Raw genomic sequence first — 14,395 nt, 5'->3', positions numbered from 1 at the left:
GTTAGTAGCCGGTCGTCGGTCGTCAGGAGATAGGAGCCGGGAGCCAGTATTTAGGAGGCAGGAGACAGGAGATAGGTTTTAGGTGTTGGGGTTTTGGGGTTTTGGGGTTTTAGTTCAATTTCCCCACTTCCCCACTTCCCCATTCCCCCACTTCCCCACACCCCACACCCTGCCTTTCACTGATAACTGATTACTGTTTACTGATAACTGATAGAGGATTTCACTTCTAAAAAATAGCGTCGATACAATTCATAGCCGGGTACTACTTTATCTCCCGATTGTTTGAGTAGCCCCATACTGCTGAGTTTGTAAGCGAGAATTGGGTCTAATTGTACTGGTTCCACGGCGCTCATCACCCGATCGAGGGCTTTCGCTAGTTCCGGTTGTTGTTCTAATACCGCCCAATGGCGCCGCAGATGATGGGCATAGATCCCCGTGAGGGAGGTGGCAGTGGTTAATATTTGCGTCATGGTTATTTCCTCCCGACTGAGATAGTAGAGGGCGGTTTGTACCAAAGCTGGGTGTCCTCCTACTAGCTCCATCAGTTGTTTGACTTTTTCCTGATTTTCCCAGGTGAGTTGATAACGTTGGGCTAATTTTAATACCTCCTCAAGACTAAAATGACTTAGCTGTGCGGGGAATCCCACGTTAAAGGGCGATTGATTGAGCTGCAGGGGAACATAAATTTCTGTGGAATGGACGACGATAAGACGGAGTTTTTGCCAAATAGGTAGGGTTTTGGCTTCTTCGTACCAAGAACGCAGCAGCGGTAAAAAATCCTTGGCCACTTGGGGATGTTCAAATATCTGATTAAGTTCATCGAGAGCGAGGACAATGGGGGCGGTAATCGATTCCAGGAGATAGTCTTGAATGTAAACCGTACAGCTAATCTTGCTGCCTAAATCCTCATCCCAATACTCATCTAATTGCGGTTTTAACTGTAGTTGACGGGCGGCATTGGCACACAACCAGCGCAAAAATTGGTTTAAATCAGCCAAAATGGCCTGGTCCACCTGTTCTAGGTTCAAACTCACCGTGCGGTAGCCTTGCTGTTTGGCAAAATCGAGCATTCTCAAAAGTAGGGATGTTTTGCCCATTTCTTTCGGGGCTTTTATCCGCACTAAAGCCCCCGGTTTCTTGATTTCCTGCCTGATCTGTTCTTCGAGGGGAAGACGTTCTAAATAAAATGGGGAACCAAGGGGAACTGCTCCATTAGGATAGGGGGGTAATGTGTCCAATTTTTCGCTCTTGGCTGCCGAATTAACCGGAATTTTGTCTTGAGGGGGTGCTGTTAGCTGAAAATTCAGGGCAGCTATTTCTTGCCAGTCGAGGCATAATCGACGACAAATTTGTTCAAAAGTGGCTTGTTCTAACGGTTTACCAGTCAGGAAGTTGCTGACAGTAGCCAGACTAAATTCAGCTTCTTTGGCTAAGGAGCGTTGACTGCTAAAGCCCTGCTTTCTCACGGCTAATTTAACTTGATTGAGGCAGTGTTGTTGTACTCTTAGACGGCTTGATAGGGAATCTCTCATACGAATTGGGGTGTGGGGTGTGGGATGTGGGGTGTAGGGTGTGGGGGAATGGGGAAGTGGGGGAATGGGGAAGTGGGGAGGGGGGAAGTGGGGAAATTGAACTAAAACCCCAAAACCCCAACCCCCAAAACCTAAAACCTGTCTCCTGACTCCTGACTTCTAACCTAATGGTAGGTGTTGGATTTTTGCAGGAGTTCTATTTTTCGACAAAGATAAGCAAAAATTATCTACTAACTCCAAAAGCTTGAGAATATTTAAATTAACATTTCGCAATATTTACAAATTCTTAAGAATTAATTGAGAAAGATTTTTATTTAACGACGATGTTCCAATGGTTACAGCGATTTGATAGAATTTCACAATGGGTCATTCTGTGCTTTTTTGGGTAGCAATGGTTGAAACCCTTGTCACACCTACAAGGTAATCCTAATTAAGACGGGTAAATGAGTCAATTTCACCCACAACGATGATCTTTTTTTTGTGTAGTTTTATTACAAAAAAAAAGTTTTTTTGACAAAAAGCACAAAGCATGATAAGTAACCAACGTATTTCTGGCTGCCAGTAGTTATTGCCGAGTGGGAGTTGGGGAGTATTTTCAGTTATCAGTGGACTGAAAACGCAAATCTGATAACTGATGACTGATGACCCCTGGTATGAGCATGATGTCAGAGAGCCGCCGCTAATTGCTGTCTTTCACTTTCAGGGTGTTCTTGACGCACCATCTCTACATATTTATTCCTGCTTTCAGGTTGTATTCCTCTACCGAGGATAAGGCGATCGCGCCAATTGGTTGCTCCACTGATTTCCCTTCTAAATCGAGCGTTGCTACAGCCAAAAGAGAATTAGGAATCTCTCGGTCAATCTTGTTGTTAACAAGCTGTAAATCAACGGGAAACTGCTTATCTTGACTAAAAAAAACCGATTCTAAAGTCCCAAACCGATCTAGCCGTGTCAGGTAAATCGTTCTCTGACTTTTCGCTGATGTTACCTCGATATAGGGTTCTCTCAGTTCGGGATGCCGGTTTTTCAGGTCTTCAAGCGATCGCGCTGACTTTAAATAATCATTGTAGGTTTCCTTGATTTCGATCGCAATTTCCGTAAGATTCTGATTGTTAACTTCGGGAAAAAAGTCCCGAAATTGATTGACAGGACGAGCTATTAAGAGGCTTTCCTGCCATTTCAGTTGGGGGAGGTGGCGGTTAGTCAGGGTGATGACACCGTTGGAGTTCACCGGGGGGCTGCGAGTGACAATCAATTCTGTCCCATCAGGCATTCTGGGGACGCAGACTTCATTTTCTGCTGTGAATCCCTAGTCAGGGAGAAGAATGTAAAGATTTATTAAATTGTAGCGTAGGATACAGTTGCAGGGGCGGGGGGGGGTACGATGTATTGTTGTTTTCAATCGCCTTTGGGGTTGGGTTGGGCTGTTGCTTGACCTAGCTGCGAGGGGGCGATCTCATTTATTCGCTTAATCCACTTTTAGGAGAATTAATGTGATGTGTACCGGAATTAAATTACAAATTGGTAATCCTCTCACAGGAGAAACTAAGCAATTTGTTCATGGTCGAACCCTTGAATTTGGGGTCGAAGTCGATACAGATATTGTCTATATACCCGCAGGTGAGTCTTTTCAATGCAAAATGGGGAATGGATTTAAAACAGTTGGAATGTCCTATAAATCTGACTACGCCATTCTTGCAGCTTGGGCCAAAAGTATGGGTAGTCTTGTCCAATTTGAAGATATTAATTGTTTTGATGGCATTAACGAAGAAGGATTAGCTTTAGGTGTGTTCTTTTTTCCTTCCTATGCTCAATATCAAATTTTACCTGAAGAATCTACAGAATCTACAGCTTCCGAAGAAGATATTAGTAAAGGAATGGGACCTCAAGATTTCCCGAGGTGGATTCTATCTAAATTTACCGATGTTGATCAAGTCAAAAAGGCAATTGCCAATAAAGAGGTTGTGGTCTTTCGCTCAATCCCTAACGATGAGGCAGGAAAACCCCTTCCCTTTGATCCTTTGACAGTTCACTATATCGTTTATGACAGGACAGGAAAAAGTATTGTGATTGAACCAGTTGAGGGTAAATTAATCGTTCATGACAATCCCCTTGGGATAATAACCAATTCTCCTACTTTTGATTGGCACATGACCAATCTTCGTAACTATATAGCCCTTGATCCTCGCAATGTACCCTCCATCGAGATCGCTGGTGAAACCTTCTCACAATTCGGTCAAGGGACTGGAATGTTAGGAATGCCGGGTGATTTTACGCCTCCGGCTCGGTTTGTTCGTGCTACTGTTTTCAGTCAAACAGCAATCCCCTCAACTACTATTGAAGAAGGAATTGAACAGGTATTTCATATCTTAAATAACTTTGATATTCCTGTGGGAGTTGCACGAGCAGGACATGAAACGGATTATACTATGTTTACTTCAGCCCGTGATCCGCACAATTTACGTTATTACTGGAAAACCTATGAGGATCAAACAATTCGGATGGTTGACTTGAAAAAACTGATGGCAACTGGTGAAAAAAACGTTAAAACTTTAAGTACCGAAAGTGAACAACCTATTGTAGATATGACCAATGACTTAAAGGGTTAAGATTCTCTTAACTAGAAGCTATTAGAAAGTTAGCCATAAATACACTGCGATCGCCGATCGCATCGCCTGTAGGTTGGGTTGACGCAAGGAAACCCAACTTCCATATTCATATTAAAATAAGAGATAAGTTTTCAAAAATTCTGAACCTGATGAAAATCAAAGCTATTATTCATCCAGCCGAAGAAGGCGGTTACTGGGCTGAAGTTCCCGCTCTGCCCGGTTGTATAACAGAAGGAGATAGTATGGACGAAGTTGTCGATAACCTCCAAGATGCCATACAAGGCTGGTTAGAAGTTGCCAATGAAAGCAAACAACCTGAATCTAGGTCAGAAGTGATTGAAATTGCTGTATGAAATCAATATCAGGGAAAAAACTCTGTAAAATTGTCGAAAAAAAAGGTTGGATACTCAAAAAAATTACCAGTAGTCACCATATTTATGAAAAGGAGGATGAAGATAAAATTCTATCTATTCCTGTACACCGCAATCAGGACTTAAAAATTGGAACTTTAAAATCAATTATGAAAATAGCTCGATTATCGGAAGATGACTTATAAGCTTTCGTAGTGTGCGTTAATGTTAATGTAACGCACCATCAATTTCCTAATATTCGGTGGGTTACGCTGTCGCTAACCCACCCTATAGTGTTACTGTGAAGAGACAAGCTGATGTCCGAGGTTATAATGGTCAAAGAGTTAAAAAAGAAATTAATCTAATCAATATCCACAATGAAGGTACAGCTAAATGAGTCAAGTCTTAACCCTAGAATTGAGCGATGAAGTTTATGCCACCTTGCAACAGCAGGCTAAAATATTAGTAATAAAGCTTTCTTTCCTGGATGGGTCAGATCATCACCAGCAAATTATCTCATCGCCGCCAATTTTCTACGATTAATCCCTGAACTCTCAGCATATCTGAGTCGTCAGAAACGACAATGAGATTATAGCTAATAGCTGTTGCTGCAATGAGAATATCAGCCATTTGTATGGGGGTTCCCTTAAGCCTTAAATCAGCAGAAATTGCTGCGGCTTGATGAACAATTTCCATTGTATCTAACAACAATACTCTCAAATCAGTGCGACACAGATTCTGAAATCTTGCTAACTTCTTCGTTGCCTTAATTGCTAATAGTCCAGCTTCAGTTTCTAAATAAGTAATACAGCTTATGAAAACATCCTTTCCTTGTAGCCTTACTGCACTCAATCTCTCAACGACTACTTGGTTGTCTTTGAGAATAGCTGTGACGATGTTAGTATCGAGTAGATAACCCACGACTATTTACTATTTCTATCTAAAACTTGCCATCACTGCTTCAAACTCTGCCATTTGTTCTGGAGTTAAATCCTTCAGCAGTCCCGCCATTGCTTGCACTCCTAAGACTCGCCTGATTTTGCGACCTAGACTTTCATCGGGCATTGTTTCTAATTCTGAAGAGGAAAATTTTTCGGTCAGTAAATTCACAAAATACTTAACCATTTCATCTCTATTTAAATCTTCCAATAAGCTCTCATTCTTGATAAAATCATCAATAATTGACGCGATACGAATAACGAGCCTAGACTGAATTTTATCATCGACCAAATCTGATTGAATAGAGACTTGAGACATCCTTTCCTCCTTGAGACTGGTGTGGCGAATTTTTTCTGATTTTTAGGGAGCATCCCGTTTCGGCAAATCGTTTCCTTTCGTAGGAAGAGAGCAGATAACTCCCCAATCCAAAATCAGAGCCGAATAAGTTAATTTTAACCTAACCTGCTTTAAGTTCGCCTGCTGAAAAAAATTCCCAGCCCTGTCTTCCCGACAAGGCTGAAAAAGCCGTAATTTGTAACAGCGCCCGTAATAAAGCTTCCTTTCCCGCATGGGTGTTGAAAGCAGGCTGGACGAATCAAGTGCGCCACGATGCTGCTTATATTAAAATTACCAACCGACAGTGCGATGCCGAAGGCACTGCGTAGCAGTACGCCATCGCCATAGGGTGCGAAAACGCGCGTGTAACGCACCATCAATTTTTTAATATGCGGTGGGTTACGCTGTCGCTAACCCACCCTACAGTGCTACTGTGAAGAGTCCGAGGTTATAATGGTCAAAGAGTTAAAAAAGAAATTAATCTAATCAATAGCCACAATGAAGGTACAGCCAAATGAGTCAAGTCTTAACCCTAGAATTGAGCGATGAAGTCTATGCCGCCTTGCAACAGCAAGCTAAAATATTAGGGATCGACCTGTCAGAATTAGTAACAACTTCCCTTGAGCGACAGTATCGCTTAACAAAAGCTAAAGACCAACGCACGGAAGCGGAAAAAGAAGCAGCCCGAAAACGCTTTGAGAGACATATTGGTTCAATTAGCGGCTATCCCACAGGCGCAGATAATGAAAGCATTGATGCTGACTTAGGAAGAGAGTATGGAGATACTCATGAGGAGACATGAAATCGGTGATACTCCTCGATACTTCTGGGTTACTTTGCTATGTCTATCGTGATGAACCAGGACATGAAGAAGCTGTCCAATTGTTAGATAGTGCAGGTAAAAGCATCACCCACAGTTACGTTTTAGCAGAGTTAGTTGCTCTAGCTCAAGTTCGGCGTTACCCGCGTTTAGCCACCCTAGAATTTATCACCGATTTGCTAGAAAATCCAGATATCGAGACAGTTTGGATAGATGAGCCTTTACATCGTGCTGCTGTCAAACTATTGATGGCACGGCAAGATAAGACTTATTCTTTATGCGATGCAGTTAGCTTTTTATTGATGCGTCAGTAGCGTCATCATGCGTCAGTTCAATATTAATGAAGCATTAACCACCGATCGCCATTTTGAGCAAGAAGGTTTTCACCGTTTACTTGTATTCTAAAAAGGGCAGAGCTGCGTCAGGGGTTGGTATTTCTCCAACTGATACTCCTGCCATTTCCCCGACCCCTGTTCGGTGAGGGATTGGGGGTTTCCCAACTGCGCGGCAGCTTCCCGCCAGAATTGCTCAAAGTTCTGCCGCAGTTCTCCGGTGGCAATCATCTCTTTGAGCCGCATGATGGTCACTTGCGGGATGACTTTCCCCATGATTTCTGCCTGCTGGAGTCCCACTTGAAACCCCGTTTCAATTGCCTGCTTCTCCAACAAACGTAAATGTTCGGCTAATTCTTCACTGACGGCGAAGCCATTGCCGTTATCTTCAATTTTACCTCTGTCATTATTGACCGCACTGACCGCAATTTCCTCAAAACTGCCCTGATAGGGGACTTTATCTCGTTTTACCACATCAGGATAGCGATTTTCGGGCAACAGAGCCTCTAGAGTAATAAAAGTTAAGAAAAGTTGAAAATGCGTTCCTCTGGTATTTTCTTTGTTTAGAATATAATTAAAGGTTTAACTAAGCCTCTTCAACAACCGCATAGCCGAGGTAAGGTTATGAAAAGCTCATGTGCTGCAAAGCTTGCTGCAATAGCTCTTGTGGCTTGATCTTCTGAGCGGCACACAGGTAGTCAGGTCAATCCCCCAGGAATACAATCCTCGCCTACTCAAGTAAATCCTCAGCCTCCAAGTGTATCAAATCCATACGACCCTACCAACTCCCAAGGAATACAATCCTCGTCTACGGAAGCCGGAATACCACGTTCTGTACACGAAAATTGCATCAGTCTCATGAATATGAAGGAAATGCACAAATCTCATGTTCAGTTCTGGGAACAACAAATTTCATCACCAAGTCCATACAGCCAACCAACACAAGCGGATAAAATTAACGCAGAATACAATTTAAAGGAATCTCAAAAGCCACTTGATGAGGTCAATGCTCAACTTCAGCAATGTCCACCGAATTATCGATAGAATATTAGCTGAATGCCCTTTTTACACTTTGATAATGAGTTGATGCCAAGAAGATTTGACATCTGCAATGGTGTCATAGTTTCCATCACTTTTTAGAATTGGATAGTGATGGGAGATTTTTGTTGCTAAACTTCTAGAAAACTTTAATAATAAGAGACTATGCACCAAATTGATATAAATCAAGCTCAAACACAACTAGAAAGCTTATTGCAATCTGCACTCAAGGGGGATGAGATTATCATCACCCAGAATGATCAACCGGTTTTAAAATTAGTGCGATTGACTCCACCCCCAAAACGCCGTCAGAGTGGGAGTGCCAAAGGATTAATCTGGATGTCACCTGATTTTGATGAACCTTTGGAAGATTTCAGTGAGTACATGGGATGAAATTATTACTCGATACCCATACATTTCTTTGGTTTATTAATAACAGTCCTCAGTTGAGTATTGATGCTAAAAATTTAATTGAATCAGATGTCGATCTACTGTTGAGTATTGCCAGTTTGTGGGAAATTGCCATCAAAGTTAGTATTGGCAAGCTAACCATACCCAATACATACGATCAATTTATTCCTCAACAAGTGCAACTTAACGACATGGAAATTCTATCAATCAGCATGGCACATCTTACAGTTGTCACAACTTTACCATTTCATCATCGTGACCCGTTTGATCGATTATTAATTGCTCAAGCGATGGTAGAAAAAATGTCGATTATTAGCGCAGATGAAATATTCGATAGCTACGGAATAAGTAGAATATGGTAGGGTTTTTGTTGCTGTATTTCAAGATGGTTTCCTCTTCGGAGATGGCGATTATATAGTCATTTCAGATAAGTCTGATACACTCTAGACCGGTGAACCCCTTATGAACTCTGGCATTGATATTCTCAATCTTAATTGAAATGACTATAATTCCCACCAGAATTGCTCAAAGTTCTGCCGTAGTTCTGTCCGGTGGCAATCATTGATTTTAACCCGATAATTTAGTCAACAATTCCAAGAATTTTTGACTATTAGGAGTCAAGAGAGTTCGACGATAGGCATCGGCGGCCTTTTTAATCGCTTCCGCTTGGGTGGGATAGGGATGAATAACAGTAGAGAGTTTACTCAGTCCGATTTTAGCAACCATAGCGGTGGTAATTTCGGAAATCATCTCACCGGCGTGGGAGGCGACGATAGTGGCTCCTAAAATTTGGTCGGAACCTTGTTTGTGAATAATTTTTAAAAAACCTGCTGTTTCGCCATCAGTGATAGCTCGATCGACTATACTCAAAGGAATTTTAATAGTATTAGTGGTCAATCCCCGGGTCTGTGCTTGGGTTTCATCCATACCCACACGAGCGATTTCTGGGTCGGTATAAGTGACCCAAGGCAGAACTAAATTACTGAGCTTATTGCGTCCGAAACCGAAGGGAGAAAAGAGAGTATTTTTAATCACAATACGGGCGGCTGCATCGGCGGCATGGGTAAATTTCCAATCCATACAGATATCACCAGCCGCATAAATTTTCGGGTTAGTAGTTTGCAGATAATCATTAACTTTGACTCCCCGACGAGTATCGTATTCCACGGCCACCGCTTCTAAATTTAATCCTGACACATTAGGCCCCCGGCCAGCAGCGACTAAAATCTCATCAACGGTGATAGTTGCTCCTTGACCGTTGCTAGTGTATTCAATGGTTTTACCCTGCTCATTTTTTGTCACCCGTTCAATTTGGCAAGAGAGAATTAATTGCATTCCTTCCCGCAGCAAAGTATTCTCAATAATTTCAGCTGCTTCTTGGTCTTCTTTATTCAAAAGATGGGAATGATTATGAAATAAAATCACCTGCGCGCCTAACCGTTGAAAAGCTTGGGCTAATTCACAACCAAGCGGCCCGCCACCGATAACAGCTAATCGAGGAGGTAATTCTGTGAGGGAAAAAATTGTTTCATTGGTATAAAATCCCGCTTCTTTTAGTCCGGGGATATCGGGATGAAGGGCCCCAGCACCAGTGGCAATGACGGCTTTTTTATAAGCGAGGGTTTTTCCTGCCACTGCCACGGCATTTTGTCCCAAAAAACGAGCGCTACCCAAGAAGACATCGATACCTAGTTTTTGGAAACGTTGCACCGAATCATGAGGGCTAATATCAGCGCGAATTTGCCGCATTCTGGTCATGACTCTGGCGAAATCTACCCTAGTATCTCCAATATCGATTCCTAATTTTTTGGCTTTCTCAATTTCCCCGATAATTCTAGAGGAACGAATCAGACATTTAGAAGGAATACAACCGAAATTGAGGCAATCTCCTCCCATGAGATGTTTTTCTACTAAAGCCACTTTTAAACCTATATCTAAACCCGCAGCCCCCGCCGCTACGACTAAACCCGCAGTACCCGCACCAATGACGACTAAATCATAACAATCTTGGGGTTGTGGATTGACCCAATCGGCAGGATGAACATGATTAACTAATTTTTGATTATGTTCGTCCATGGGGAGAATATTAACTTCACTGGAGCTATTTTGAAACATAATAAAGTAGTTATCTTAATGGTGAGATACGAAGTTTTCGTTTTGGGGAGTCAGGAGATAGGAGTCAGGAGTCGGGAGATAGGTTTTAGGTTTTAGGTTTTGGGGTTTTGGGGTTTTGGGGTTTTAGTTCAATTTCCCCACTTCCCACACCCCACACCCCACACCCCCCCTGCCCCCCCGATGTCGGGGGGGTTGGGGGGGTCACACCCCACTTCCCCATTCCCCCACTTCCCCAACCCCTGACTGATAAATGATTACTATTCACTGATAACTGATGCCAGGGCCTGACGGGCAATTTTTGTGACGTAGAGGGTGAGAGCAACGGTAGCGATAAAACCGCTCAGGCGAATAGTCCATTGTAAAGCTGGGTTAGTGGCTGGTGTTGAGGTGCCGATAGTGGCAAGACTGCCCGCTAAAGAGCCAATATAGACATACATTATCGTCCCCGGAATCATGCCTGCGGAACCTAGTAGATAGTCTTTCAGGGAAACCCCGGTGACACCATAGGCATAATTGAGCAGATTAAAAGGAAATATGGGAGATAACCGGGTTAAAAGCACTATTTTTAGGCCTTCTTTCCCCACAGCTTCATCGATAGCTTGAAATTTATTATTACCTTGAATTTTTTCCGCCACCCAACCCCTAGCCAAATAACGTCCCACCAGAAAAGCGGCAGCGGAGCCGATAGTTGCCCCGATAAAGACGTAAAAAGAGCCTAAAACCAGGCCAAAAACCACACCAGCCCCTAAAGTCAGGATTGAACCGGGAAAAAAGGCCACAGTAGCTAGAATATAGATAATTATAAACGCGATCGCTCCCACAGACCCCAAACTATCCACCCAAGTTAAGGCATTGAAAAGAATAGTTTGAGGATTAAAACCGGTGGAGGCACTGGATTCGAGGGCAAAAGCGGGGGGAGTAGTCAGGAGAAAAGTGCCGCTAAAGGCGATTAGCAGCGGCAAATAACGGCAAATAACCAGCTTTTTCCAGTTGCTGGACTGGGAAATAATCATCACAAGTCCCTAAAAAGAGAATAAAAGAGAGATTAAACTATAAAAGCGAATTAAATAGAACTAGGGGCTATTCTACCGTAGTTATCATTGTTTAGACCAGAAAGCCAATCCTGAAAATTCCCAGAAAATCCCCCTCTCTGGGAGAAGATAGGACGAGCAACAGCCCGGTAATTTTTGCTGTTTACTTGATATTACACCTTGCCGTCTCTGGGAAAAAAATGTCACAATTAGAAATAATTAGCATTGGATATAGCAATTAATCTATGAAAATCATCCCCAAGGTCAAAGCCCCCACCTTCCTGCAAATGGCACAATGGATCATTAATCCTGTAGCTTTTATGGAAAATGCCGCCCGCAAGCATGGCGATATTTTTAGCACAAAAGTGGGTTTAACTGTAGATAATTTTATCTTTGTCAGTAGTCCTGCGGCCCTACAACAGGTTTTAACTAATGACCGTAAAAAATTTTCGGCACCAGGGGAAGCCAATCGGATTATTGCCCCGATTATTGGTGATTATTCCGTCGTCATGTTAGACGGAGACATCCACAAAAAACGCCGTCAGCTTTTATTGCCACCTTTTCACGGGGAGAGAATGCGTTTCTACGGCGATTTAATCCGCGATATTACCCTAAGAGTGATGGCAGAATTGCCCCAAAATCAACCTTTTAAGGCCCGTTCAGCGACCACAGCGATTGCTTTACAAGTAATTATGGAGGCAGTTTTTGGAATTAGTCAAGGGGAACGTTATCAAACCCTGAAAAAAATTCTGGCTGAAATGCTCGATATTTTTAACTCTCCGGTGATGGCTTCTTTGCTATTTTTCCCAATTTTGCGGGCTGATTTGGGTGCTTGGAGTCCCTGGGGAAAATACCAGCGTTCCCAAGAAAAAATTGATGATATTATCTATACAGAAATTGCCGAAAGAAAAGCTAATCCTAACCCCAATCGCAACGATATTTTATCACTACTGATGTCGTCCCGGGATGAAGAAGGCAACCCGATGAGCGATAAGGAATTGCGCGATGAATTAATGACCTTATTATTCGCAGGTCATGAAACCACTGCCACCGCTATGTCCTGGGCGCTCTACTGGACCCATCGCTACCCAGAAATTAAAGCAAAAATTCTCCAAGAAATAGCCACTTTAGGAGATAATCCTAACCCCATTGATATAACTCGATTACCCTATCTTTCGGCGGTTTGTTCGGAAACTTTACGCATTCATCCCGTGGGAATGTTAACTTTTCCGCGAGCAGTGGAAGAACCGGTAGAACTAGATGGTTATCCTTTAGAAAAAGGGACAATTCTTATGGGTTGTATTTATCTAGCTCACCACCGCGAGCAAACTTTCCCCGATTCCCATACTTTTAAACCAGAACGCTTTTTAGAAAAACAATTCACCCCCTACGAATATATGCCTTTTGGTGGTGGAGCGCGTCGTTGTATCGGGGAAGTTTTAGCTATCTACGAGATGAAAATCGCTATCGCCACAATTTTGGCTAATTATCAGTTAACTCTAGTTAATAATACCCCCGAAAAACCCAGTCGCCGCGGTGTCACCCTTGCTCCCTCGCGAGGAGTTCCCATGGTCTTAAAAGGACGACGGGAACCTCTGGTGACTGCCCCGATGCTCGCCGAAATTTCTTAAAAAAACTGACAAAATATTGTACAATCAGAGTTGTGGTATCCCATATCATAACTCTGCTTTTTTGTCAATAAAATTAGGGATAATTATGGTCTTAATTCGTTTAGCTAAATCCTGGCAAATTTCCGAAAATGAAGTTACTTCCGAAAGTGTTTATTTTAACCGTCGTCGCTTTTTACAGGGGTTAATTGGGACAGGAATTGCGGGGAGTTCCCTATTATTAACTTCTTGTGGTAAATCCTCCTCCTCGGAAGCTTTAGAAAAAAGTTTGCAATTACCTAAAATTGAAGGGTTCAGCAAAAATCCGCAGTTTTTAACGGTAAATCGTCCTATAGTTGCCGAAACTGTAGCGGGGAAATATAACAATTTTTATGAGTTCGGAGGGGGGAAAAATATCTGGTTAAAAGCGCAGAAATTACCGACGAATCCCTGGACGGTAGAAGTGGGAGGATTGGTAAAAAATCCCCAAACCTACGATATAGATACTATTAAAAAAACCTTTCCTCTCGAAGAAAGAATCTATCGTTTTCGTTGTGTGGAAGCTTGGTCAATGGTCTTACCTTGGCTAGGGTTTCCCATGAGTGCTTTAATTGCGGCAGTGGAACCAAAACCCGAAGCAAAATTCGTCCGTTTTACCTCCTTTTATGATCCCGAAATTACCAAAGGGCCAGGATTACATTTAGGAGCCTTACCTTGGCCCTATACAGAAGGTTTAAGAATTGAAGAAATGGCCAATGAATTAGCTTTCTTTGCCGTGGGAATTTTCGGGCATGATTTACCCAAACAACACGGCGCACCCTTGCGAATGGTTATTCCTTGGAAATACGGTTTTAAAGGGGCAAAATCGATAGTGAAAATTGAATTTACAGCCAAACAACCAGCCACCTACTGGAACACAATTGACGCTCATGAATACGATTTTGAGGCTAATGTAAACCCCAGTAAACCCCATCCCCGTTGGTCGCAAGCAACGGAGAAATTTATCGGCAGTAGAAGTGATTTATCTTGGGAAATTATCGAAACTCTGCCCTATAATGGCTACGGTGAATATGTGGCTAGTTTATATAGTTAAATTCTATAACTATCCCCGTTTTATTTAGTTTAAGTGAGTATTTATGGACAATAAAACCCTGTACGAACAAGACTTTTATCTCTGGATTAGAACTACTATTAATCAACTGCAAGCGAGACAGTTTGAGCGGGTAGATTTAGATAATTTACTGGAGGAATTAGCAAGTATGGGAAGGAGTGAAA

17 protein-coding genes are annotated in these 14,395 nt (G+C 42.5%); 10 read left to right on the top strand and 7 right to left on the bottom strand.

Annotated features, from left to right (window positions below):
• Window positions 1–197: 197 nt before the first annotated feature.
• Together O9324_RS22550 and O9324_RS22545 are read right to left on the bottom strand one after the other, a co-directional pair.
• Window positions 198–1,532: an AAA-like domain-containing protein gene (locus O9324_RS22550; RefSeq protein WP_287628612.1), complete on the bottom strand. Its 1,335-nt coding sequence runs from the start codon at window positions 1,530–1,532 to the stop codon at window positions 198–200.
• Between the two features lie 724 nt (window positions 1,533–2,256).
• Window positions 2,257–2,805: a hypothetical protein gene (locus tag O9324_RS22545; RefSeq protein ID WP_002768678.1), complete on the bottom strand. Its 549-nt coding sequence runs from the start codon at window positions 2,803–2,805 to the stop codon at window positions 2,257–2,259.
• Between the two features lie 223 nt (window positions 2,806–3,028).
• On the opposite strand from O9324_RS22545, the gene O9324_RS22540 reads away from it, so the two are divergent.
• From O9324_RS22540 to O9324_RS22530, 3 genes are all read left to right on the top strand, one after another.
• A complete protein-coding gene (locus tag O9324_RS22540) occupies window positions 3,029–4,141 on the top strand; it encodes a linear amide C-N hydrolase (protein WP_043996724.1) in 1,113 nt (370 codons plus the stop codon).
• 149 nt (window positions 4,142–4,290) lie between these two features.
• Complete coding sequence (locus O9324_RS22535; protein ID WP_002734086.1) at window positions 4,291–4,494, top strand: type II toxin-antitoxin system HicB family antitoxin; 204 nt, start codon at window positions 4,291–4,293, stop codon at window positions 4,492–4,494.
• Entirely contained in the window at window positions 4,491–4,697 is a 207-nt protein-coding gene (locus tag O9324_RS22530; RefSeq protein ID WP_002741035.1) for a type II toxin-antitoxin system HicA family toxin, read from the top strand. The genes O9324_RS22535 and O9324_RS22530 overlap by 4 nt, the downstream gene beginning before the upstream one ends.
• Before the next feature lie 310 nt (window positions 4,698–5,007).
• Here the strand turns inward: O9324_RS22530 and O9324_RS22525 are convergent, their stop codons facing one another.
• Together O9324_RS22525 and O9324_RS22520 are read right to left on the bottom strand one after the other, a co-directional pair.
• The gene (locus tag O9324_RS22525) at window positions 5,008–5,412 is read right to left on the bottom strand and encodes a type II toxin-antitoxin system VapC family toxin (RefSeq protein ID WP_288141359.1); all 405 of its coding nucleotides are present in this window, start codon (window positions 5,410–5,412) and stop codon (window positions 5,008–5,010) included.
• A gap of 15 nt (window positions 5,413–5,427) precedes the next feature.
• Entirely contained in the window at window positions 5,428–5,748 is a 321-nt protein-coding gene (locus O9324_RS22520) for a hypothetical protein (protein WP_002768682.1), read from the bottom strand.
• Window positions 5,749–6,280: 532 nt separating this feature from the next.
• Here O9324_RS22520 and O9324_RS22515 point away from each other — a divergent pair.
• Window positions 6,281–6,568 (top strand): hypothetical protein, encoded by a 288-nt coding sequence (locus O9324_RS22515; protein ID WP_288141358.1) that lies wholly within the window; start codon window positions 6,281–6,283, stop codon window positions 6,566–6,568.
• On the top strand, window positions 6,565–6,900 hold the full coding sequence (locus O9324_RS22510; RefSeq protein ID WP_288141357.1) for a type II toxin-antitoxin system VapC family toxin: 336 nt from the start codon (window positions 6,565–6,567) through the stop codon (window positions 6,898–6,900). The genes O9324_RS22515 and O9324_RS22510 overlap by 4 nt, the downstream gene beginning before the upstream one ends.
• Before the next feature lie 87 nt (window positions 6,901–6,987).
• Here the strand turns inward: O9324_RS22510 and O9324_RS22505 are convergent, their stop codons facing one another.
• On the bottom strand, window positions 6,988–7,416 hold the full coding sequence (locus tag O9324_RS22505; protein WP_002790027.1) for a hypothetical protein: 429 nt from the start codon (window positions 7,414–7,416) through the stop codon (window positions 6,988–6,990).
• A 705-nt stretch (window positions 7,417–8,121) separates the two neighbouring features.
• On the opposite strand from O9324_RS22505, the gene O9324_RS22500 reads away from it, so the two are divergent.
• The gene (locus O9324_RS22500) at window positions 8,122–8,349 is read left to right on the top strand and encodes a type II toxin-antitoxin system Phd/YefM family antitoxin (protein WP_002790026.1); all 228 of its coding nucleotides are present in this window, start codon (window positions 8,122–8,124) and stop codon (window positions 8,347–8,349) included.
• The gene (locus O9324_RS22495) at window positions 8,346–8,729 is read left to right on the top strand and encodes a type II toxin-antitoxin system VapC family toxin (RefSeq protein WP_002790025.1); all 384 of its coding nucleotides are present in this window, start codon (window positions 8,346–8,348) and stop codon (window positions 8,727–8,729) included. Before O9324_RS22500 ends, O9324_RS22495 begins: the two co-directional genes overlap by 4 nt.
• Before the next feature lie 205 nt (window positions 8,730–8,934).
• Here the strand turns inward: O9324_RS22495 and O9324_RS22490 are convergent, their stop codons facing one another.
• On the bottom strand, window positions 8,935–10,482 hold the full coding sequence (locus O9324_RS22490) for a mercuric reductase (protein ID WP_288141356.1): 1,548 nt from the start codon (window positions 10,480–10,482) through the stop codon (window positions 8,935–8,937).
• Between the two features lie 257 nt (window positions 10,483–10,739).
• A complete protein-coding gene (locus O9324_RS22485) occupies window positions 10,740–11,495 on the bottom strand; it encodes a TVP38/TMEM64 family protein (RefSeq protein ID WP_002768687.1) in 756 nt (251 codons plus the stop codon).
• Between the two features lie 263 nt (window positions 11,496–11,758).
• Between O9324_RS22485 and O9324_RS22480 the strand changes: the two genes are divergently transcribed.
• The 3 genes from O9324_RS22480 to O9324_RS22470 all read left to right on the top strand — a co-directional run.
• Window positions 11,759–13,144, top strand: coding sequence for a cytochrome P450 (locus O9324_RS22480; RefSeq protein ID WP_288141355.1), 1,386 nt, complete (start codon window positions 11,759–11,761; stop codon window positions 13,142–13,144).
• 85 nt (window positions 13,145–13,229) lie between these two features.
• The gene (gene msrP, locus O9324_RS22475; protein ID WP_288141354.1) at window positions 13,230–14,213 is read left to right on the top strand and encodes a protein-methionine-sulfoxide reductase catalytic subunit MsrP; all 984 of its coding nucleotides are present in this window, start codon (window positions 13,230–13,232) and stop codon (window positions 14,211–14,213) included.
• A 43-nt stretch (window positions 14,214–14,256) separates the two neighbouring features.
• Window positions 14,257–14,395, top strand: a 139-nt coding sequence (locus O9324_RS22470) for a DUF29 family protein (RefSeq protein WP_271954489.1), incomplete at its 3' end; no start/stop codon positions are given.

Origin of the sequence: Microcystis sp. LE19-84.1B, assembly GCF_027531875.1 — a bacterium.
In the GTDB taxonomy this organism is placed as follows: Bacteria; Cyanobacteriota; Cyanobacteriia; order Cyanobacteriales; family Microcystaceae; genus Microcystis; species Microcystis panniformis.
Note: the sequence above shows the minus strand (reverse complement) of the source record. Positions and strands in the feature narration are given on the sequence as shown.

Excerpts from the sequence above, each read along its gene's own strand:
- O9324_RS22480 (WP_288141355.1), top strand. The coding sequence starts at position 11,759 with ATGAAAATCATCCCCAAGGTCAAAGCCCCCACCTTCCTGCAAATGGCA.
- O9324_RS22490 (WP_288141356.1), bottom strand. The coding sequence starts at position 10,482 with ATGTTTCAAAATAGCTCCAGTGAAGTTAATATTCTCCCCATGGACGAA.
- O9324_RS22540 (WP_043996724.1), top strand. The coding sequence starts at position 3,029 with ATGTGTACCGGAATTAAATTACAAATTGGTAATCCTCTCACAGGAGAA.
- O9324_RS22495 (WP_002790025.1), top strand. The coding sequence starts at position 8,346 with ATGAAATTATTACTCGATACCCATACATTTCTTTGGTTTATTAATAAC.
- msrP (WP_288141354.1), top strand. The coding sequence starts at position 13,230 with ATGGTCTTAATTCGTTTAGCTAAATCCTGGCAAATTTCCGAAAATGAA.
- O9324_RS22520 (WP_002768682.1), bottom strand. The coding sequence starts at position 5,748 with ATGTCTCAAGTCTCTATTCAATCAGATTTGGTCGATGATAAAATTCAG.
- O9324_RS22510 (WP_288141357.1), top strand. The coding sequence starts at position 6,565 with ATGAAATCGGTGATACTCCTCGATACTTCTGGGTTACTTTGCTATGTC.
- O9324_RS22485 (WP_002768687.1), bottom strand. The coding sequence starts at position 11,495 with ATGATTATTTCCCAGTCCAGCAACTGGAAAAAGCTGGTTATTTGCCGT.
- O9324_RS22545 (WP_002768678.1), bottom strand. The coding sequence starts at position 2,805 with ATGCCTGATGGGACAGAATTGATTGTCACTCGCAGCCCCCCGGTGAAC.
- O9324_RS22535 (WP_002734086.1), top strand. The coding sequence starts at position 4,291 with ATGAAAATCAAAGCTATTATTCATCCAGCCGAAGAAGGCGGTTACTGG.
- O9324_RS22530 (WP_002741035.1), top strand. The coding sequence starts at position 4,491 with ATGAAATCAATATCAGGGAAAAAACTCTGTAAAATTGTCGAAAAAAAA.
- O9324_RS22500 (WP_002790026.1), top strand. The coding sequence starts at position 8,122 with ATGCACCAAATTGATATAAATCAAGCTCAAACACAACTAGAAAGCTTA.
- O9324_RS22550 (WP_287628612.1), bottom strand. The coding sequence starts at position 1,532 with ATGAGAGATTCCCTATCAAGCCGTCTAAGAGTACAACAACACTGCCTC.
- O9324_RS22515 (WP_288141358.1), top strand. The coding sequence starts at position 6,281 with ATGAGTCAAGTCTTAACCCTAGAATTGAGCGATGAAGTCTATGCCGCC.